The sequence below is a fragment of the Pseudomonas sp. UBA6562 genome (genome assembly GCF_002434265.1).
In the GTDB taxonomy this organism is placed as follows: Bacteria; Pseudomonadota; Gammaproteobacteria; order Pseudomonadales; family Pseudomonadaceae; genus Aquipseudomonas.
On the sequence record NZ_DJJS01000010.1, the window covers coordinates 1 to 19923 of the forward strand.

16 protein-coding genes and 4 tRNA genes are annotated in these 19923 nt (G+C 58.0%); all 20 read left to right on the forward strand.

Annotated features, from left to right (window positions below; genetic code table 11):
• Positions 1–120: 120 nt before the first annotated feature.
• Entirely contained in the window at positions 121–1080 is a 960-nt protein-coding gene (birA, locus tag B4M43_RS19850) for a bifunctional biotin--[acetyl-CoA-carboxylase] ligase/biotin operon repressor BirA (RefSeq protein WP_296269187.1), read from the forward strand.
• Complete coding sequence (locus tag B4M43_RS19855; protein WP_296269188.1) at positions 1070–1822, forward strand: pantothenate kinase; 753 nt, start codon at positions 1070–1072, stop codon at positions 1820–1822. Before birA ends, B4M43_RS19855 begins: the two co-directional genes overlap by 11 nt.
• Before the next feature lie 7 nt (positions 1823–1829).
• Complete coding sequence (locus B4M43_RS19860) at positions 1830–2255, forward strand: hypothetical protein (protein ID WP_296269189.1); 426 nt, start codon at positions 1830–1832, stop codon at positions 2253–2255.
• Between the two features lie 144 nt (positions 2256–2399).
• Positions 2400–2484, forward strand: a tRNA-Tyr gene (locus B4M43_RS19865).
• A 22-nt stretch (positions 2485–2506) separates the two neighbouring features.
• A tRNA-Gly gene (locus B4M43_RS19870) sits at positions 2507–2580 on the forward strand.
• 23 nt (positions 2581–2603) lie between these two features.
• Positions 2604–2679 (forward strand) — tRNA-Thr (locus B4M43_RS19875).
• A gap of 192 nt (positions 2680–2871) precedes the next feature.
• Positions 2872–2947: transfer RNA gene (locus B4M43_RS19880), tRNA-Trp, on the forward strand.
• 44 nt (positions 2948–2991) lie between these two features.
• Complete coding sequence (gene secE, locus B4M43_RS19885; RefSeq protein WP_296269190.1) at positions 2992–3360, forward strand: preprotein translocase subunit SecE; 369 nt, start codon at positions 2992–2994, stop codon at positions 3358–3360.
• 9 nt (positions 3361–3369) lie between these two features.
• Positions 3370–3903, forward strand: coding sequence for a transcription termination/antitermination protein NusG (gene nusG, locus B4M43_RS19890; protein WP_296269191.1), 534 nt, complete (start codon positions 3370–3372; stop codon positions 3901–3903).
• Between the two features lie 119 nt (positions 3904–4022).
• The gene (gene rplK, locus B4M43_RS19895) at positions 4023–4454 is read left to right on the forward strand and encodes a 50S ribosomal protein L11 (protein WP_028633698.1); all 432 of its coding nucleotides are present in this window, start codon (positions 4023–4025) and stop codon (positions 4452–4454) included.
• Positions 4454–5149 carry a 50S ribosomal protein L1 gene (gene rplA, locus B4M43_RS19900; protein ID WP_296269192.1) on the forward strand — a complete coding sequence of 232 codons (696 nt, stop codon included), beginning with the start codon at positions 4454–4456 and terminating at the stop codon, positions 5147–5149. The genes rplK and rplA overlap by 1 nt, the downstream gene beginning before the upstream one ends.
• Before the next feature lie 201 nt (positions 5150–5350).
• Entirely contained in the window at positions 5351–5851 is a 501-nt protein-coding gene (gene rplJ / locus B4M43_RS19905; protein WP_296269193.1) for a 50S ribosomal protein L10, read from the forward strand.
• A 78-nt stretch (positions 5852–5929) separates the two neighbouring features.
• Positions 5930–6295: a 50S ribosomal protein L7/L12 gene (rplL, locus tag B4M43_RS19910; protein ID WP_296269194.1), complete on the forward strand. Its 366-nt coding sequence runs from the start codon at positions 5930–5932 to the stop codon at positions 6293–6295.
• Positions 6296–6515: 220 nt separating this feature from the next.
• A complete protein-coding gene (gene rpoB, locus B4M43_RS19915; protein ID WP_296269195.1) occupies positions 6516–10589 on the forward strand; it encodes a DNA-directed RNA polymerase subunit beta in 4074 nt (1357 codons plus the stop codon).
• 64 nt (positions 10590–10653) lie between these two features.
• Positions 10654–14853: a DNA-directed RNA polymerase subunit beta' gene (gene rpoC, locus B4M43_RS19920; protein ID WP_296269196.1), complete on the forward strand. Its 4200-nt coding sequence runs from the start codon at positions 10654–10656 to the stop codon at positions 14851–14853.
• Between the two features lie 210 nt (positions 14854–15063).
• A complete protein-coding gene (gene rpsL / locus B4M43_RS19925) occupies positions 15064–15435 on the forward strand; it encodes a 30S ribosomal protein S12 (protein WP_003257088.1) in 372 nt (123 codons plus the stop codon).
• 106 nt (positions 15436–15541) lie between these two features.
• A complete protein-coding gene (gene rpsG, locus B4M43_RS19930; RefSeq protein ID WP_003246741.1) occupies positions 15542–16012 on the forward strand; it encodes a 30S ribosomal protein S7 in 471 nt (156 codons plus the stop codon).
• 30 nt (positions 16013–16042) lie between these two features.
• Positions 16043–18187, forward strand: a complete 2145-nt coding sequence (fusA, locus tag B4M43_RS19935; RefSeq protein ID WP_296269197.1) for an elongation factor G — start codon at positions 16043–16045, stop codon at positions 18185–18187.
• Positions 18188–18214: 27 nt separating this feature from the next.
• The gene (gene tuf / locus B4M43_RS19940) at positions 18215–19408 is read left to right on the forward strand and encodes an elongation factor Tu (protein WP_296269198.1); all 1194 of its coding nucleotides are present in this window, start codon (positions 18215–18217) and stop codon (positions 19406–19408) included.
• A 141-nt stretch (positions 19409–19549) separates the two neighbouring features.
• Entirely contained in the window at positions 19550–19861 is a 312-nt protein-coding gene (gene rpsJ, locus B4M43_RS19945; protein WP_003186070.1) for a 30S ribosomal protein S10, read from the forward strand.
• The last annotated feature ends 62 nt before the right edge of the window (positions 19862–19923 follow it).

Below are 19923 nucleotides of genomic sequence, written 5' to 3' on the forward strand. Positions count from 1 at the left end.
GCAGGTAGGGGTTTTGTCTTTTCTACGCGTGCAAGCGTACACCCGTTCCAATGCCGTTGTTCCTATCCATTTTTTCGGGGCGTGGCTATCATGCCAGCCTCATTCAAAATCGAGACTGGCATGCTGAAGTTGTTGAACCTCCTAAAGGATGGCCGTTTTCACTCAGGCGAAGAACTGGGCGCCGCCTTGGGGGTGAGTCGCAGCGCTGTGTGGAAGCAATTGCAGAACCTGCAGTCCGAATGCAGCCTGACCATCCATAAAGTGCGCGGCCGGGGCTATCAGCTTTCGACTCCGCTACAACTGCTTGATACCCAAGCCATAGGCGAACACGGTCACACACCGCAATGGCCGGTGCTCGTGTACGAAACCATTGATTCGACCAATGCCGAAGCCTTGCGACTGATCGGGCAAGGACGGTCCACACCATTCTTGGTCCTGGCGGAAAGCCAGACCGCAGGGCGTGGCCGGCGTGGCCGGCAATGGATCAGCCCCTTTGCCGAAAACCTCTACTACAGCCTGGTATTGCGTGTAGAAGGCGGTATGCGTCAGCTCGAGGGGCTGAGCCTGGTAGTCGGTCTTGCAGTGATGCGAGTGCTACAGGCCTTAGGCGTAAAAGGCGTTGGCCTGAAATGGCCCAACGACGTTCTAGTTCGTGATCATAAGGTCGCCGGAATCCTGCTCGAGCTGGTGGGCGATCCGGCGGACATCTGCCATGTGGTCATAGGTATCGGCATCAATGTGAACATGCAAGCCAACGCCCAGGTAGACCAGGCATGGACTTCCCTAAGGCGTGAAACAGGCAAAGAGGTCGATCGCAATCACCTGGTGGTCGCGCTGGGTAGGCAGCTGGGACATGAGCTGGAAAGGCACCGTCAGCACGGATTCACCGTATTTCGGGATGAGTGGGAGCAAGCGCATGCCTGGCAGGGCCGAGAGGCTTCGCTGATAGCGGGTAATACCCGGATAGACGGGGTTGTACGCGGTATCGATGCGCAAGGTGGCCTGCGCCTGGAAATTGAAGGTGTTGAAAAGAGCTTTAGCGGTGGTGAGCTCAGCCTGAGGTTGCGTGATGATTCTTGAGCTCGATTGCGGTAACAGCTTCATAAAGTGGCGAGTCATAGCCGCTGCGGATGCATCGATCATAGCCGGTGGTATCGCTGACGCCGATGAGCAACTGTTGCAGGATCTCGCCAACTGTCACCCAGAAGTGCGGTTGGTGGCTTGCCGAATGGTCAGTGTGCGCAGCGAGGAAGAAACGTCGACACTATGCGCGGCGCTACACGAAGCCTTCAAGGTGGGCGTGCAGGTCGCAGCGCCGGCGAGAATGCTCGCAGGGGTGCGCAATGGTTATGAAGATTACCAGCGTCTAGGCATGGATCGTTGGCTTGCAATTCTGGGCGGGTTCCACCTGGCTAACGGGGCGTGCCTGATCATCGATTTCGGGACCGCAGCCAAAGCCGATTTCGTGGGCGCAGACGGCAATCACTTGGGTGGTTACATATGCCCAGGCATGCCATTGATGCGCAGCCAGTTACGCACCCATACACGTCGAATCCGCTATGACGACGCTTCGGCAGAGCGCGCGATGGCCAGCTTGACGCCCGGCACGTCGACAGTGGAAGCCGTAGAGCGTGGTTGCGTGATGATGTTGCAGGGGTTTGCCCGCTCACAGATCGACCAGGCAAAAATGCTGTGGGGGGATGACTTCACCGTATTTCTCACGGGTGGTGACGCGCCCTTGGCAAAAAGCGCAGCGCCACAAGCGCGCACCGTGCCGGACTTGGTATTCGTCGGGCTCGCGCTCGCCTGCCCTATGCATTGAGGTCTCTATGCGCTGGTTATTCATGCTGCTACTCGTGCTCAACATCGGTTACTTCGCTTGGCATCGACATGAGGCACCGCTGATGGCCAAGGATGTAACGCCGGTATCGCTGTACAAAGGTGGGCAGGAAGAAATTCGCTTGATACGCGAAGCCGGAGCAGGACGGGCAGTGCGCAAGCGTGACGAATGCTTGGTGGTCGGTGGATTGCAAAGCGAAGAGCAGCTGCAGTCGTTGCGCCAGCGTTTGATCAGCTTGGACATATCCACCGAAAGCTTGGCTTACAGACTGCCAGGAGAGGCCGGGTATTGGTTGCAAGTGGATGCCCAGAGCGAGCGTTTGCTGGATCAGCCGGTGCTCACGAGTCTTTCCAAGGATTTCAAAGACTTAAAACATAAAATTATTTTATGCGGGGGGGTTGCAAGTGCTGGTTAGCTTGATAGAATGGCGCCCGCTTCGCAGGGAACGCCACTCAGGTGGTTGAACCGGAAGCTGCTGTCGAATGAGCTAACCTCAAGATTTAAATGAGAAAAAGCTTGACAGTAGGACGGCAAGAGTTGAAAATGCCGCCCACGCTCAGGAGGGGTTCCCGAGCGGCCAAAGGGATCAGACTGTAAATCTGACGTCTTCGACTTCGAAGGTTCGAATCCTTCCCCCTCCACCATTTTGCGAGAGCTGCAAGCTCCGCGGGTATAGTTTAGTGGTAGAACCTCAGCCTTCCAAGCTGATGATGCGGGTTCGATTCCCGCTACCCGCTCCAAGTTTGCTGTTTTCAATGTGTTTGCTCTTGTAGCTCAGTTGGTAGAGCACACCCTTGGTAAGGGTGAGGTCAGCGGTTCAAGTCCGCTCAAGAGCTCCATATAGACGAAGGCAGATATGAAAATATCTGCCTTTGTTTTATCAGGAAGATCGAATTCGCTTTCTGGTAAGGCGCCAGCAGCCAACGATTCGCAAGGTTGGCACTGCGCAGGGCGAGTAGTAAAAACGCTCTAACAAGTGGTTGATTTCCCAAGGTCAGATCGGCATAATGCGCCGCCTGATACAGCGTTAAAGGTCAGTAGCTCAATTGGCAGAGCGACGGTCTCCAAAACCGTAGGTTGGGGGTTCGATTCCCTCCTGACCTGCCATTCACCTCGGCGTGATTGGCTTTCTTCTTACAGGATCCTCCTCGATGACTCCCAAAACTGAAGCCCAAGAAACACGTTTCGATCTGTTCAAGTGGCTGGCTGTCGTGGCTTTGGTTGTCGTTGGTGTAGTGGGTAACCAGTATTACTCCGCAGCGCCAATCCTGTATCGCGTACTCGCATTGCTCGCTCTGGCTGCTGTAGCAGGCTTCGTTGCCCTGCAGACGGCGAAGGGCAAGTCGTTCTTTGCGCTCGCGAAGGAAGCTCGCACCGAGATCCGTAAAGTCGTGTGGCCAACCCGCCAAGAAACCATGCAGACCACGTTGATCGTTGTGGTCGTAGTGCTGGTCATGGCGTTGCTGCTGTGGGGTCTCGATTCCCTGCTCGGCTGGTTGGTTTCCTTGATTGTTGGTTAAGGGTGTCCCGTGGCTAAGCGTTGGTACGTCGTGCATGCTTACTCGGGTTACGAGAAGCATGTAATGCGCTCCCTGATTGAGCGTGTAAAGCTTGCTGGCATGGAAGACGTTTTTGGCGAAATCCTGGTTCCTACCGAGGAAGTCGTCGAAATGCGCAATGGCCAGAAGCGCAAGAGCGAACGAAAATTCTTCCCTGGGTATGTATTGGTCCAGATGGAGATGAGCGAAGGCACTTGGCACCTTGTCAAAGACACGCCTCGCGTAATGGGTTTCATCGGCGGTACCGCAGACAAGCCTGCGCCTATCACCGATAAAGAGGCTGAAGCGATCCTGCGCCGCGTTGCGGATGGTAGCGCCAAGCCCAAGCCCAAGACGTTGTTCGAGCCAGGTGAGACCGTGCGTGTCACCGATGGCCCGTTTGCCGACTTCACCGGTAACGTCGAAGAAGTTAACTACGAAAAGAGCAGGCTGCAGGTTGCAGTGCTCATTTTCGGTCGCTCTACTCCGGTAGAGCTCGAGTTCGGCCAGGTCGAGAAGGTCTAGCAGAACGACGCATCCCATACCCCGCAGCCCTATGTGCTGCGGGGTTTTGTCGTCACTGGGATAAAACGCAAGTCATCCGGGGAGCCATTTGGCGTTCGTACCCGATTTTGGAGTAGCTCATGGCTAAGAAGATTCAGGCTTACATCAAGCTGCAAGTAAAGGCCGGCCAGGCCAACCCAAGCCCGCCCGTTGGTCCAGCTCTGGGTCAGCACGGCGTGAACATCATGGAATTCTGCAAGGCCTTCAACGCCCGTACTCAGGGTCAAGAAGCCGGCCTGCCGACTCCCGTGATCATCACCGTCTACAGCGACCGTAGCTTCACCTTCGAAACCAAGAGCACCCCTGCCTCGGTTCTTCTGAAGAAAGCTGCCGGCCTGACCAGCGGTTCGGCTCGTCCGAACACCGTCAAAGTCGGTACCGTGACCCGTGCTCAGCTGGAAGAGATCGCCAAAACGAAACAGGCCGATCTGACTTCTGCTGACTTGGACGCTGCCGTGCGCACCATCGCCGGCTCTGCCCGCAGCATGGGCCTGAACGTGGAGGGTGTGTAATGGCTAAGCTGACCAAGCGCCAAAAAGCTATCGCTTCGAAAGTCGAAGCTGGCAAGAGCTACAGCTTCGAAGACGCCGCCGCTCTGCTGGCTGAGCTGTCTGCTGTCAAGTTCACCGAGTCGTTCGACATCGCTGTCAACCTCGGCGTCGACCCGCGTAAATCCGACCAGGTCGTTCGTAGCGCTACCGTGCTCCCGCACGGCACTGGCAAGACCGTACGCGTTGCCGTCTTCACCCAGGGTCCAGCTGCCGAGGCCGCTCTGGCTGCCGGCGCTGACCGTGTAGGTATGGACGATCTGGCTGCCGAAATGAAAGGCGGCGACCTGAACTATGACGTCGTCATCGCATCGCCTGATGCCATGCGTGTCGTAGGTCAGCTGGGTCAGGTTCTGGGTCCTCGCGGCCTGATGCCTAACCCGAAAGTCGGTACCGTGACCCCAGACGTAGCCACCGCGGTTAAAAACGCCAAGGCTGGTCAGGTTCGCTACCGTACCGACAAGAACGGTATCATCCACACTTCCGTTGGCAAGGTTGGCTTCGAAGCCATCAAGCTGAAGGAAAACGTTGAAGCCCTGATCGCTGACCTGAAGCGTATCAAGCCAGCTTCTTCGAAAGGTATCTACGTCAAGCGCGTTACCCTGAGCACCACCATGGGTCCAGGCCTGGTCATCGACCAAGGTTCGCTCGACGTATAAGCGACAATGCCGGCACGGTTTGACCGTGCCGGTAGCAAGAGATTGGGGTCCCTGCCTGGCGGGGGCTATCCAAGACCGTAGGCGACGCAAGTCTTAAACCTCCAGCCTACGCAGATGGTGCTCCCGGTTCGTTATCGAATCAGACACCAAAACGACATCCGGCTCCGGCCAGATGAAACGGTTAAAACCAGGAGTAAACCCGTGGCAATTAAACTCGAAGACAAGAAGGCCATCGTCGCTGAAGTCAACGAGGCTGCCAAAGTCGCTCTGTCTGCTGTCGTGGCTGATGCCCGTGGCGTGACTGTAAGCGCAATGACCGGACTCCGTAAAGAGGCCCGTGAAGCCGGCGTCTACGTACGTGTCGTACGTAACACCCTGCTCAAGCGCGCCGTTGCCGATACTGAATTCAGCATCCTCAACGACGCCTTCACTGGCCCTACCCTGATCGCATTCTCCAACGAACACCCGGGCGCTGCTGCTCGTCTGTTCAAAGAATTCGCCAAGGGTCAGGACAAGTTCGAGATCAAGGCAGCTGCGTTTGACGGCAATTTCATTGCCGCCAACCAGATCGACGTGTTGGCTACCTTGCCGACCCGTGACGAAGCTATCGCTAAGCTGATGAGCGTGATCCAAGGCGCTACCAGCAAGCTGGCTCGTACATTGGCAGCCGTTCGCGACCAGAAAGAAGCTGCTGCGGCCTAAGCCTGCGCATCTGCTTTCAAAATCATACGTTTAATTTGATGGCTGCGTAGGCTGTCACCCCAATACAGGATTTAAGTCATGTCCCTGACTAACGAGCAAATCATCGAAGCAATCGGCCAGAAAACCGTTCTGGAAGTTGTCGAGCTGATCAAAGCAATGGAAGAAACCTTCGGCGTTACCGCTGCTGTCGCCGCTGCTGGCCCAGCTGCTGCCGCTGCTGTCGTTGAAGAGCAAACCGAGTTCAACGTCGTTCTGCTGGAAGCTGGCGACAAGAAGGTCAACGTGATCAAGGCAGTTCGTGAACTGACCGGTCTGGGCCTGAAAGAAGCCAAAGAGAAAGTAGACACCGCTCCTCAGGTCGTTGCTGAAGGCGTTTCGAAAGAAGCTGCTGAAGACGCCAAGAAGAAGCTGGAAGAAGCTGGCGCTAAAGTCGAGCTGAAGTAATTTCGACTGTGCGACTCCAGCCTGAGCGTTAAGCGAAGGCTGATGGCTGGTGGCTTAGGCCACCGGCCTTTTTCCGTTATTGGTGGTCGATTGTTTTCGACCCCGGTAACGCGCGGTAAACACCCATAGTGGGTGGCGCAAACCACGGGGTTTGCACGATTTTCTGGCTGCTCCCGCCGGGAGAAGCCAAACAAGCAGGTGACCAAGCTGGGGAACGCTGATGGCTTACTCATATACTGAGAAAAAACGTATCCGCAAGGACTTTAGCAAGTTGCCGGACGTCATGGATGTGCCTTACCTCCTGGCCATCCAGCTGGATTCGTATCGCGAATTCCTGCAAGCGGGAGCATCCAAGGATCAGTTCCGCGACATAGGCTTGCACGCGGCTTTCAAATCGGTATTCCCGATCATCAGCTACTCCGGCAATGCTGCCCTGGAGTACGTAGGCTATCGCCTGGGCGAACCAGCCTTCGATGTCAAGGAATGCGTGCTTCGCGGTGTGACCTTCGCAGTGCCACTGCGGGTCAAGGTGCGCCTGATCATCTTCGACAAAGAATCGTCGAACAAAGCGATCAAGGACATCAAAGAGCAAGAAGTCTACATGGGTGAAATTCCCCTGATGACTGAGAACGGTACCTTCGTTATCAACGGTACCGAGCGTGTGATCGTTTCCCAGCTGCACCGTTCGCCTGGCGTGTTCTTCGACCACGACCGTGGCAAGACCCACAGCTCCGGCAAACTGCTGTACTCCGCTCGTATCATTCCTTACCGCGGTTCGTGGCTGGACTTCGAGTTCGATCCGAAAGACTGCGTATTCGTCCGGATCGACCGTCGCCGCAAACTGCCGGCATCGGTCCTGCTGCGCGCGCTGGGTTACGGCACCGAGGAAATCCTCGATACCTTCTACACCACCAACGTCTTCCACGTCTCGGGCGAACAGCTCAGCCTGGAACTGGTGCCTCAGCGCCTGCGTGGTGAAGTCGCCGCGATGGACATCCACGACGAGAACGGCAAAGTCATCGTCGAGCAGGGGCGTCGCATCACCGCCCGTCACGTCAACCAGCTGGAAAAGGCTGGCGTGAAAGAGCTGGCTGTTCCGATGGAATACGTCCTGGGCCGCACCACGGCCAAGGCCATCGTGCATCCGGCTACCGGTGAGATCATCGCCGAGTGCAACACCGAGCTGACCACCGACCTGCTGGTCAAGATCGCCAAGGCTCAGGTGGTACGCATCGAGACGCTGTACACCAACGACATCGACTGCGGTCCGTTCATCGCCGACACCCTGAAGATCGACACCACTGGCAACCAACTGGAAGCGCTGGTCGAGATCTACCGGATGATGCGTCCTGGCGAACCGCCAACCAAGGATGCCGCCGAAACCCTGTTCAACAACCTGTTCTTCAGTGCCGAGCGCTACGACCTGTCTGGCGTAGGCCGCATGAAGTTCAACCGTCGTATCGGTCGTACCGAGATCGAAGGTTCGGGCGTGCTGAGCAAGGAAGACATCGTCGAGGTGCTCAAGACCCTCGTCGACATCCGTAACGGCAAAGGCATCGTCGATGACATCGACCACCTGGGTAACCGTCGCGTCCGCTGCGTAGGCGAGATGGCCGAGAACCAGTTCCGTGTTGGCCTGGTGCGCGTCGAGCGTGCGGTCAAGGAACGTCTGTCGATGGCTGAAAGCGAAGGCTTGATGCCGCAGGACCTGATCAACGCCAAGCCGGTCGCGGCCGCGGTGAAAGAGTTCTTCGGTTCCAGCCAGCTGTCGCAGTTCATGGACCAGAACAACCCGCTCTCCGAGATCACCCACAAGCGCCGCGTCTCCGCGCTTGGCCCGGGCGGTCTTACCCGTGAGCGTGCAGGCTTCGAAGTCCGTGACGTACACCCGACCCACTACGGCCGCGTGTGCCCGATCGAGACCCCGGAAGGTCCGAACATCGGTCTGATCAACTCCCTGGCGGCGTATGCCCGCACCAACCAGTACGGCTTCCTGGAAAGCCCGTACCGTGTGGTGAAGGAAGGCGTGGTCAGCGATGACATCGTGTTCCTGTCGGCCATCGAAGAAGCTGACCACGTGATTGCTCAGGCTTCGGCCGCGATGAACGAGAACAAGCAGCTGATCGACGAACTGGTCGCTGTGCGTCACTTGAACGAGTTCACCGTCAAGGCGCCAGAAGACGTCACCCTGATGGACGTCTCGCCCAAGCAGGTCGTCTCGGTCGCCGCGTCGCTGATTCCGTTCCTCGAGCACGACGACGCCAACCGTGCGTTGATGGGTTCGAACATGCAGCGTCAGGCCGTACCGACCCTGCGCGCCGACAAGCCGCTGGTAGGTACCGGCATGGAGCGCAACGTTGCGCGTGACTCCGGCGTTTGCGTCGTGGCACGTCGTGGCGGTGTGATCGACTCGGTCGATGCCAGCCGTATCGTGGTCCGTGTGGCGGACGACGAAGTCGAGCCGGGCGAAGCCGGTGTCGACATCTACAACCTGACCAAGTACACCCGCTCGAACCAGAACACCTGCATCAACCAGCGTCCGCTGGTGAGCAAAGGTGATCGGGTCCGTCGCAGCGACATCATGGCCGATGGCCCGTCCACCGACATGGGTGAGCTGGCACTGGGTCAGAACATGCGTATCGCCTTCATGGCGTGGAACGGCTTCAACTTCGAAGACTCCATCTGCCTGTCCGAGCGCGTCGTTCAAGAAGACCGTTTCACCACGATCCACATCCAGGAACTGACCTGTGTGGCGCGTGACACCAAGCTTGGCCCAGAGGAAATCACTGCGGACATCCCGAACGTGGGTGAAGCCGCACTGAACAAGCTGGACGAAGCCGGTATCGTCTACGTGGGTGCCGAAGTCGGCGCCGGCGACATTCTGGTCGGCAAGGTCACGCCGAAAGGCGAGACCCAACTGACGCCGGAAGAAAAACTGCTGCGCGCAATCTTCGGTGAGAAGGCCAGCGACGTCAAAGACACCTCCCTGCGCGTGCCGACCGGCACCAAAGGTACGGTCATCGACGTACAGGTCTTCACCCGTGATGGCGTCGAGCGTGACAGCCGTGCGCTGTCGATCGAGAAGATGCAGCTCGACGAGATCCGCAAGGACCTCAACGAAGAGTTCCGCATCGTCGAAGGCGCGACCTTCGAGCGTCTGCGCTCGGCCCTCAATGGTCAGTCCGTCGATGGCGGTGCTGGTCTGAAGAAAGGCACCGTGATCAGCGACGAAGTCCTCGACGGCCTCGAGCGCGGTCAGTGGTTCAAGCTGCGCATGGCAGAAGACGCCCTGAACGAGCAGCTCGAGAAAGCCCAGGCTTACATCGTCGACCGCCGCCGTCTGCTGGACGACAAGTTCGAAGACAAGAAGCGCAAACTGCAGCAAGGCGATGACCTGGCTCCAGGCGTGCTGAAGATCGTCAAGGTTTACCTGGCCATCCGTCGTCGCATCCAGCCAGGCGACAAGATGGCCGGTCGTCACGGTAACAAAGGTGTAGTCTCGGTCATCATGCCGGTCGAAGACATGCCGCATGACGCCAACGGTACGCCGGTCGACGTCGTGCTCAACCCGTTGGGCGTACCTTCGCGTATGAACGTCGGGCAGATCCTCGAAACCCACCTGGGCCTCGCAGCCAAGGGACTGGGCGAGAAGATCGACCGCATGCTCGAAGAACAGCGCAAGGCCGCCGAACTGCGTGGCTTCCTGACCGAGATCTACAACGAGATCGGCGGTCGTCAGGAAAACCTCGACGAGTTCTCGGACGAAGAGATCATCGCCCTGGCGAACAACCTGAAGAAAGGTGTGCCAATGGCCACGCCAGTCTTCGACGGTGCCAAGGAAAGCGAGATCAAGGCCATGCTGAAACTGGCAGACCTGCCGGAAAGTGGCCAGATGCAGCTGTTCGACGGCCGTACCGGTAACAAGTTCGAGCGTCCGGTGACCGTTGGTTACATGTACATGCTCAAGCTGAACCACTTGGTGGACGACAAGATGCACGCGCGTTCCACTGGTTCCTATAGCCTGGTCACCCAGCAGCCGCTCGGTGGTAAGGCGCAGTTCGGTGGTCAGCGTTTCGGGGAGATGGAGGTCTGGGCGCTGGAAGCCTATGGCGCCGCCTACACCCTGCAAGAAATGCTCACAGTGAAGTCGGACGACGTGAACGGCCGTACCAAGATGTACAAGAACATCGTGGATGGCGATCACCGTATGGAGCCGGGCATGCCCGAGTCCTTCAACGTGTTGATCAAAGAGATCCGTTCGCTCGGTATCGATATCGATCTGGAAACCGAATAACACGTGACGCGAGGGGAGCGGGGCTGGTAATCGCCCGCTTCCTGCTCCGCCAGGAGGAAAGGCCTTGAAAGACCTACTGAATTTGCTGAAAAACCAGGGTCAAGTCGAAGAGTTCGACGCCATCCGTATCGGTCTGGCGTCGCCTGAAATGATCCGTTCGTGGTCGTTCGGTGAAGTCAAAAAGCCGGAAACCATCAACTACCGTACGTTCAAACCCGAGCGTGACGGCCTGTTCTGCGCCAAGATCTTTGGCCCAGTCAAGGACTACGAGTGCCTGTGCGGTAAGTACAAGCGCCTCAAGCACCGCGGTGTGATCTGCGAGAAGTGCGGCGTCGAAGTCGCGCTGGCCAAGGTTCGTCGTGAGCGCATGGCGCACATCGAACTGGCTTCGCCGGTCGCCCACATCTGGTTCCTGAAGTCGCTGCCGTCCCGTATCGGCCTGCTGATGGACATGACCCTGCGTGACATCGAGCGCGTGCTCTATTTCGAGAGCTACGTCGTCATCGATCCGGGCATGACCACGCTGGAAAAAGGTCAGCTGCTCAACGACGAGCAATACTTCGAAGCACTGGAAGAGTTCGGTGATGACTTCGATGCCCGCATGGGTGCCGAGGCTGTCCGCGAGCTGCTGCACGCCATTGACCTGGAGCACGAGATCGGCCGCCTGCGCGAAGAGATTCCGCAGACCAACTCGGAAACCAAGATCAAGAAGCTGTCCAAGCGTCTGAAGCTGATGGAAGCCTTCCAGGGCTCGGGCAACCTGCCTGAGTGGATGGTCCTGACCGTGCTGCCCGTGCTGCCGCCGGACCTGCGTCCGCTGGTACCGCTGGATGGCGGCCGCTTCGCGACCTCCGACCTGAACGACCTGTATCGTCGGGTGATCAACCGTAACAACCGTCTCAAGCGCCTGCTCGATCTGTCGGCGCCGGACATCATCGTGCGCAACGAAAAGCGCATGCTGCAGGAGGCGGTCGACGCCCTGCTGGACAACGGCCGTCGCGGTCGCGCCATCACCGGCTCGAACAAGCGTCCGCTGAAGTCCCTGGCCGACATGATCAAAGGTAAGCAAGGTCGTTTCCGTCAGAACTTGCTCGGCAAGCGCGTGGACTACTCCGGCCGTTCGGTAATTACCGTAGGTCCGACCCTGCGCCTGCACCAGTGCGGTCTGCCGAAGAAGATGGCTCTCGAGCTGTTCAAGCCGTTCATTTTCGGCAAGCTGGAAATGCGCGGTCTGGCGACTACCATCAAGGCCGCCAAGAAGATGGTCGAGCGCGAGCTGCCAGAGGTCTGGGACGTGCTCGCCGAGGTGATCCGCGAACACCCCGTACTGCTCAACCGTGCACCGACCCTGCACCGTCTCGGCATCCAGGCGTTCGAGCCCGTGCTGATCGAAGGCAAGGCGATCCAGCTGCACCCGTTGGTCTGTGCGGCGTACAACGCCGACTTCGACGGTGACCAGATGGCCGTTCACGTGCCGCTGACCCTGGAAGCCCAGCTCGAAGCGCGCGCGTTGATGATGTCGACCAACAACATCCTGTCGCCCGCCAACGGTGAGCCGATCATCGTGCCGTCGCAGGACGTTGTACTGGGTCTGTACTACATGACCCGTGAAGCCATCAACGCCAAGGGCGAAGGTCGCGTATTCGCCGACCTGCAGGAAGTCGACCGCGTGTTCCGCGCCGGCGAAGCTGCCCTGCATGCCAAGATCAAGGTGCGTATCAACGAAACCGTACGTGAGCGCGACGGTTCCGAGGTCAAGAACACCCGTATCGTCGACACCACCGTCGGCCGTGCGCTGCTGTTCCAGGTCGTCCCGGCAGGTCTGCCGTACGATGTGGTCAACCAGCCGATGAAGAAGAAGGCCATCTCCAAGCTGATCAACCAGTGCTACCGCGTGGTTGGTCTGAAAGAGACGGTGATCTTCGCTGACCAGTTGATGTACACCGGTTTCGCCTACTCGACCATTTCCGGCGTCTCCATCGGCGTTAACGACTTCGTTATCCCGGACGAGAAGGCCCGCATCATCGGTACCGCTACCGACGAAGTGAAGGAAATCGAGAGCCAGTACGCCTCCGGCCTGGTTACCCAGGGCGAGAAGTACAACAAGGTCATCGACTTGTGGTCGAAGGCGAACGACGAAGTGTCCAAGGCGATGATGGCCAACCTCTCGAAAGAGAAGGTCATCGACCGCCATGGCGACGAAGTCGATCAGGAGTCCTTCAACTCCATGTACATGATGGCTGACTCGGGTGCGCGGGGTTCCGCTGCACAGATCCGTCAGTTGGCCGGTATGCGTGGTCTGATGGCCAAGCCCGACGGCTCGATCATCGAAACGCCGATCACCGCGAACTTCCGTGAAGGTCTGAGCGTACTGCAGTACTTCATCTCGACTCACGGTGCTCGTAAAGGTCTGGCGGATACCGCCTTGAAGACGGCGAACTCGGGTTACCTGACCCGTCGTCTGGTCGACGTCGCCCAGGATCTGGTTGTGACCGAGATCGACTGCGGTACCGAGCACGGTCTGCTGATGACCCCGCACATCGAAGGCGGTGACGTCGTCGAGCCGTTGGGTGAGCGCGTATTGGGCCGTGTCATCGCCCGTGACGTGTTCAAGCCAGGCACCGAAGACGTGGTCGTGCCGGCAGGCACCTTGGTCGACGAGCAGTGGGTCGAATTCATCGAACTCAACAGCATCGACGAAGTGATCGTGCGTTCGCCGATCAGCTGCGAAACCCGCTACGGCATCTGCGCCAAGTGCTACGGTCGCGATCTGGCCCGTGGTCACCAGGTGAACATCGGTGAGGCCGTGGGCGTCATCGCCGCACAGTCGATCGGTGAGCCGGGTACCCAGCTGACCATGCGTACCTTCCACATCGGTGGTGCTGCAAGCCGGACCTCGGCTGCCGACAGCGTCCAGGTGAAGAACGGTGGTGTGGTACGTCTGCACAACCTCAAGCAGGTCGAGCGCGCCGATGGCAACCTGGTTGCCGTATCGCGTTCCGGCGAGCTGGCCATTGCCGACGAATTCGGCCGTGAGCGTGAGCGCTACAAGCTGCCTTACGGTGCTGTGATTTCGGTCAAGGAAGGTGACAAGGTCGATGCTGGCGCAATCGTCGCCAAGTGGGACCCGCACACCCACCCGATCGTGACCGAGCTGAAAGGTACCGTGACCTTCGTGGGCATGGAAGAAAACATCACCATCAAGCGTCAGACCGACGAACTGACCGGCCTGACCAACATCGAAGTTCTGGACGTCAAGGATCGCCCTGCCTCCGGCAAGGAAATCCGTCCAGCGATCAAGATGGTCGATGCCAACGGCAAGGACCTGTACCTGCCAGGTACCGACGTACCGGCACAGTACTTCCTGCCGGCCAACGCCTTGGTCGGTGTGGCTGACGGTGCGCAAATCGCGGTGGGTGACGTTCTGGCACGTATTCCTCAGGAAACGTCGAAGACCCGTGACATCACCGGTGGTCTGCCACGTGTTGCCGACTTGTTCGAAGCACGTCGTCCGAAGGAAGCGTCGATCCTCGCAGAGGTCAGCGGTACCATCGCGTTCGGTAAAGAGACCAAGGGCAAGCGTCGCCTGGTCATCACCCCGACCGACGGTAGCGATCCATACGAAGAGCTGATTCCGAAGTGGCGCCACCTGAACGTCTTCGAAGGCGAACAGGTCAACCGCGGCGAAGTCATCTCGGACGGCCCGAGCGACCCGCACGACATCCTGCGTCTGCTGGGCGTCAGCGCACTGGCCAAGTACATCGTCAACGAGATCCAGGACGTCTACCGCCTGCAAGGCGTGAAGATCAACGACAAGCACATCGAGACGATCCTGCGTCAGATGCTGCGTAAAGTTGAGATCGCCGAGTCGGGTGATTCGACCTTCATCAAAGGCGACCAGATGGAGTTGACCCAGGTACTGGTAGAGAACGAGCGTCTGGCTGGCGAAGACAAGTTCATCTCCAAGTTCTCGCGCGTACTGCTGGGTATCACCAAGGCCTCGCTGTCGACCGAATCGTTCATCTCCGCGGCTTCCTTCCAGGAAACCACGCGCGTGCTGACCGAAGCGGCCGTCACTGGCAAGCGTGACTACCTGCGCGGTCTGAAAGAGAACGTGGTCGTGGGTCGTCTGATCCCGGCGGGTACCGGCCTTGCCTACCACAGCGAGCGTAAGCGTCGCCGTGATGCCGACAAGCCACTGCGCGTAAGCGCCAGTGAAGTGGAAGCAGCTCTGACCGAAGCGCTGAATTCCAGCGGCAACTAAGTCGAAGGCGGGGCCTCGGCCCTCCTTCCCGCATCGCGGTGACACCAAATGTCACCGATGATCGGGCAGGAGGGGCGAGGCCTTTGTCTTGACTGGCCGCAAGATCCTCTTTAGACTTTTGTACCCTTAAATTTGGTGAGGCTCCGTCTCGCCAATTTTTGGCTTTCTTGCAAGACAATAGCGTCGCAAGACAATCAGTGGAGCTAGTAGATGGCAACTATCAACCAGCTGGTACGTCAGCCGCGTAAGCGTACCGTCGAGAAATCCGACGTACCTGCGCTGCAGAACTGCCCGCAGCGTCGTGGCGTGTGCACCCGTGTGTACACCACCACGCCGAAAAAACCTAACTCGGCACTGCGTAAAGTATGCCGTGTGCGCCTGACCAACGGTTTCGAGGTTTCCTCGTACATCGGCGGTGAAGGCCACAACCTGCAAGAGCACAGCGTCGTCCTGATCCGTGGCGGCCGTGTAAAAGACTTGCCAGGTGTGCGTTACCACACCGTTCGCGGCTCTCTGGACACTTCCGGCGTTAAAGGTCGTAACCAGGGTCGTTCGAAGTACGGTACCAAGCGTCCGAAGTAATCGGCCGTTTGCAGACAATCATTTTTTTGAGTCGATAAGAGTAAGGTCGGGCAGGGGTCGAAGACCCACGTCCCGGGCTAACCTGAAGACCGTTTGAGGGCTTATCATGCCAAGACGTCGTGTAGCAGCAAAACGTGAGATTCTGGACGATCCTAAATACGGATCCCAAATCCTCGCCAAGTTCATGAACCACGTGATGGAAAGCGGCAAGAAGGCTGTAGCCGAGCGCATCGTTTACGGCGCTCTGGATACCGTCAAAGCACGCAAGAACAGCGACCCCCTGGAAATCTTCGAGAAAGCTCTCGACGCCATCGCTCCGCTGGTCGAAGTAAAGTCCCGCCGTGTAGGCGGTGCCACTTACCAGGTCCCGGTTGAAGTTCGTCCGTCCCGTCGTAACGCGCTGGCAATGCGCTGGCTCGTAGACTACGCCCGCAAGCGCGGCGAGAAGTCCATGGCCCTGCGTTTGGCCGGTGAGCTGCTGGATGCCGCTGAAGGCAAAGGTGCTGCAGTCAAGAAGCGTGAAGACGTGCACCGCATGGCCGAAGCCAACAAGGCGTTCTCGCACTACCGCTTCTAATTCAAGCATTACACTTTTTGCGAGGGCTTTATGGCTCGTACTACAGCAATCAACCGCTACCGTAACATTGGTATTTGCGCGCACGTCGATGCGGGCAAAACTACCACTACCGAGCGGATCCTGTTCTACACAGGTTTGAGCCACAAGATGGGCGAGGTGCATGATGGCGCCGCGACCACCGACTGGATGGTGCAGGAGCAGGAGCGGGGTATCACCATTACCTCCGCTGCGGTTACCACCTTCTGGAAAGGCTCCGTTGGTCAGTACGACAACTACCGTGTCAACGTCATCGATACCCCCGGCCACGTTGACTTCACCATTGAAGTAGAGCGTTCGCTGCGTGTACTCGACGGCGCGGTCGTCGTATTCTGCGGCACCTCCGGCGTTGAGCCGCAGTCCGAAACCGTATGGCGTCAGGCCAACAAGTACGGCGTTCCACGTATCGTCTACGTGAACAAGATGGACCGTGCCGGTGCCAACTTCCTGCGCGTCGTAGGTCAGATCAAGAACCGTCTGGGTCACACCCCGGTTCCGATCCAGCTGGCCATCGGTTCGGAAGATAACTTCCAAGGTCAGGTCGACCTGATCAAGATGAAGGCTATCTACTGGAACGACGACGACAAAGGCACCACCTATCGCGAGGAAGAAATTCCTGCCGATATGCTGGAGCTGGCTGAAGAGTGGCGCAACAACATGGTTGAAGCCGCCGCCGAAGCCAACGAAGAACTGATGAACAAGTACCTCGAAGGTGGTGAGCTGACCGTCGACGAAATCAAGGCAGGCCTGCGCGCGCGCACCCTGGCCAGCGAAATCGTTCCGGCTGTCTGCGGTTCGTCGTTCAAGAACAAGGGTGTTCCCTTGGTTCTCGACGCCGTCATCGAGTTCCTGCCTGCGCCGACCGAGATCCCTGCAATCCAGGGCATCAACCCGGACGACAAGGACCTGGACAAAGAAGATCCGGCCATCCGTAAAGACGAGCGTCACGCTGACGACGACGAGCCGTTCTCGGCCCTGGCGTTCAAGATCGCGACCGACCCGTTCGTCGGCACGCTGACCTTCGTTCGCGTCTACTCCGGCGTTCTGAGCTCCGGTGACTCGGTCATCAACTCGGTCAAAGGCAAGAAAGAGCGCGTTGGTCGTATGGTGCAGATGCACGCCAACCAGCGTGAAGAGATCAAGGAAGTGCGCGCTGGCGACATCGCCGCCCTGATCGGCATGAAAGACGTGACCACGGGCGAAACCCTGTGCAACGCCGACAAGCCAATCATCCTCGAGCGTATGGACTTCCCAGAGCCGGTCATCTCCTTGTCCGTCGAGCCGAAAACCAAGGCCGACCAAGAGAAGATGGGTATCGCTCTCGGTAAGCTGGCCCAGGAAGACCCGTCGTTCCGCGTCAAGACCGACGAAGAAACCGGCCAGACCATCATTTCCGGTATGGGTGAGCTGCACCTGGACATCCTCGTTGACCGCATGAAGCGCGAATTCAACGTCGAAGCCAACATCGGTAAGCCGCAGGTTTCGTACCGCGAGAAGATCACCAAGTCCAACGTCGAGATCGAAGGCAAGTTCGTTCGTCAGTCGGGTGGTCGTGGTCAGTTCGGTCACTGCTGGATCCGTTTCTCGGAGCCGGAAGTCGATGCGAAAGGCAACATCACCGAAGGTCTGGAATTCAAGAACGAAGTCGTTGGTGGTGTGATTCCTAAGGAATTCATCGCCCCGATCCAGAAAGGTATCGAAGAGCAGATGAAAAACGGCGTCGTTGCCGGTTATCCTCTGATCGGCCTCAAGGCCACGGTATTCGACGGTTCGTACCACGACGTCGACTCCAACGAAATGGCGTTCAAAATCGCTGCTTCCATGGCAACCAAGCAACTGGCCCAAAAAGGCGGTGGCGTGGTGCTGGAGCCGATCATGAAGGTCGAAGTTGTAACCCCGGAAGACTACCTGGGTGACGTGATGGGTGACCTGAACCGTCGTCGTGGTCTGGTACAGGGTATGGATGAGTCGGTCTCCGGCCGCGTCGTCCGCGCTGAAGTTCCGCTCGGAGAGATGTTCGGTTACGCGACCGACGTTCGTTCCATGTCTCAGGGTCGCGCAAGCTACTCCATGGAATTCTCCAAATACGCCGAAGCTCCGTCGAACATCGTCGAAGCACTCGTTAAAAAACAAGGCTAATCCCCTTTAGGCAAGAGGTTCACTGTCGTGGCTAAAGAAAAATTTGATCGTTCCCTTCCGCACGTTAACGTTGGCACCATCGGCCACGTTGACCACGGTAAAACTACCCTGACCGCAGCTCTGACCCGCGTCTGCTCCGAAGTTTTCGGTTCGGCCGCCGTTGAGTTCGACAAAATCGACTCGGCTCCAGAAGAAAAAGCGCGCGGTATCACCATCAACACCGCTCACGTCGAATACAACTCGACCATTCGTCACTACGCTCACGTCGACTGCCCAGGTCACGCTGACTACGTGAAGAACATGATCACCGGTGCTGCCCAGATGGACGGCGCGATCCTGGTTTGCTCGGCCGCCGATGGTCCGATGCCACAAACCCGTGAGCACATCCTGCTGTCCCGTCAGGTTGGCGTTCCGTACATCGTGGTCTTCCTGAACAAGGCTGACCTGGTAGACGACGCTGAGCTGCTGGAACTGGTCGAGATGGAAGTTCGCGACCTGCTGTCCACCTATGACTTCCCAGGCGACGATACCCCGATCATCATCGGTTCGGCTCGTATGGCGCTGGAAGGCAAAGACGACAACGAAATGGGCACCACCGCTGTCAAGAAGCTGGTCGAGACCCTGGACAGCTACATCCCAGAGCCAGAGCGTGCTATCGACAAGCCGTTCCTGATGCCGATCGAAGACGTGTTCTCGATCTCGGGTCGTGGCACCGTGGTAACCGGCCGTATCGAGCGTGGTATCGTCCGCGTTCAAGATTCGCTGGAAATCGTTGGTCTGCGTGACACCACCACCACCACCTGCACCGGTGTTGAGATGTTCCGCAAGCTGCTGGACGAAGGTCGTGCTGGCGAGAACTGCGGCGTTCTGCTGCGTGGTACCAAGCGTGACGACGTTGAGCGTGGCCAGGTTCTGGTCAAGCCAGGTTCGGTCAAGCCGCACACCAAGTTCACCGCAGAAGTCTACGTTCTGTCGAAAGAAGAAGGCGGTCGTCACACTCCGTTCTTCAAAGGCTACCGTCCTCAGTTCTACTTCCGTACCACTGACGTGACCGGTAACTGCGAACTGCCGGAAGGCGTTGAAATGGTAATGCCAGGTGACAACATCCAGATGACTGTCACTCTGATCAAGACCATCGCAATGGAAGACGGTCTGCGTTTCGCCATCCGTGAAGGCGGTCGTACCGTCGGCGCCGGCGTCGTAGCCAAAATCATCGAGTAATCACTCGACCGATTGAAAAAGCCCCCGCTCAGCGGGGGCTTTTTTTATTGGGTTGACACTAAATGGGGGCGTCTATAGAATCACGCCTCCTTTTAGCGGGCCTATTGCGCCCGTTGGGAACAGCCTGGAGTCTGAAATCCAATGCAAAATCAGCAAATCCGTATCAGGTTGAAGGCTTTCGACCATCGCCTGATCGACCAATCCACCCAGGAAATCGTGGAAACCGCGAAACGTACTGGTGCACAAGTGCGTGGTCCAATTCCACTGCCTACCCGTAAAGAGCGTTTCACCGTTCTGGTTTCCCCGCACGTCAACAAAGACGCGCGTGACCAGTACGAGATTCGCACTCATAAGCGTGTTCTGGACATTGTCCAGCCAACGGATAAAACCGTTGACGCGCTGATGAAGCTTGATCTTGCGGCAGGTGTGGAAGTACAGATCAGCCTCGGCTAAGACTTCGGTCTTGTCCGTGTAACGCTCTGAAATGGGCGGCCATAGCGGGTGAAAGCCCCGTA

Bases quoted from the DNA above. Each gene is read 5' to 3' on its own strand.
- birA (WP_296269187.1), top strand. From the start codon at position 121: ATGCTGAAGTTGTTGAACCTCCTAAAGGATGGCCGTTTTCACTCAGGC.
- B4M43_RS19855 (WP_296269188.1), top strand. From the start codon at position 1,070: ATGATTCTTGAGCTCGATTGCGGTAACAGCTTCATAAAGTGGCGAGTC.
- B4M43_RS19860 (WP_296269189.1), top strand. From the start codon at position 1,830: ATGCGCTGGTTATTCATGCTGCTACTCGTGCTCAACATCGGTTACTTC.
- secE (WP_296269190.1), top strand. From the start codon at position 2,992: ATGACTCCCAAAACTGAAGCCCAAGAAACACGTTTCGATCTGTTCAAG.
- rplK (WP_028633698.1), top strand. From the start codon at position 4,023: ATGGCTAAGAAGATTCAGGCTTACATCAAGCTGCAAGTAAAGGCCGGC.
- rplA (WP_296269192.1), top strand. From the start codon at position 4,454: ATGGCTAAGCTGACCAAGCGCCAAAAAGCTATCGCTTCGAAAGTCGAA.
- rplL (WP_296269194.1), top strand. From the start codon at position 5,930: ATGTCCCTGACTAACGAGCAAATCATCGAAGCAATCGGCCAGAAAACC.
- rpoB (WP_296269195.1), top strand. From the start codon at position 6,516: ATGGCTTACTCATATACTGAGAAAAAACGTATCCGCAAGGACTTTAGC.
- rpsL (WP_003257088.1), top strand. From the start codon at position 15,064: ATGGCAACTATCAACCAGCTGGTACGTCAGCCGCGTAAGCGTACCGTC.
- rpsG (WP_003246741.1), top strand. From the start codon at position 15,542: ATGCCAAGACGTCGTGTAGCAGCAAAACGTGAGATTCTGGACGATCCT.
- fusA (WP_296269197.1), top strand. From the start codon at position 16,043: ATGGCTCGTACTACAGCAATCAACCGCTACCGTAACATTGGTATTTGC.
- rpsJ (WP_003186070.1), top strand. From the start codon at position 19,550: ATGCAAAATCAGCAAATCCGTATCAGGTTGAAGGCTTTCGACCATCGC.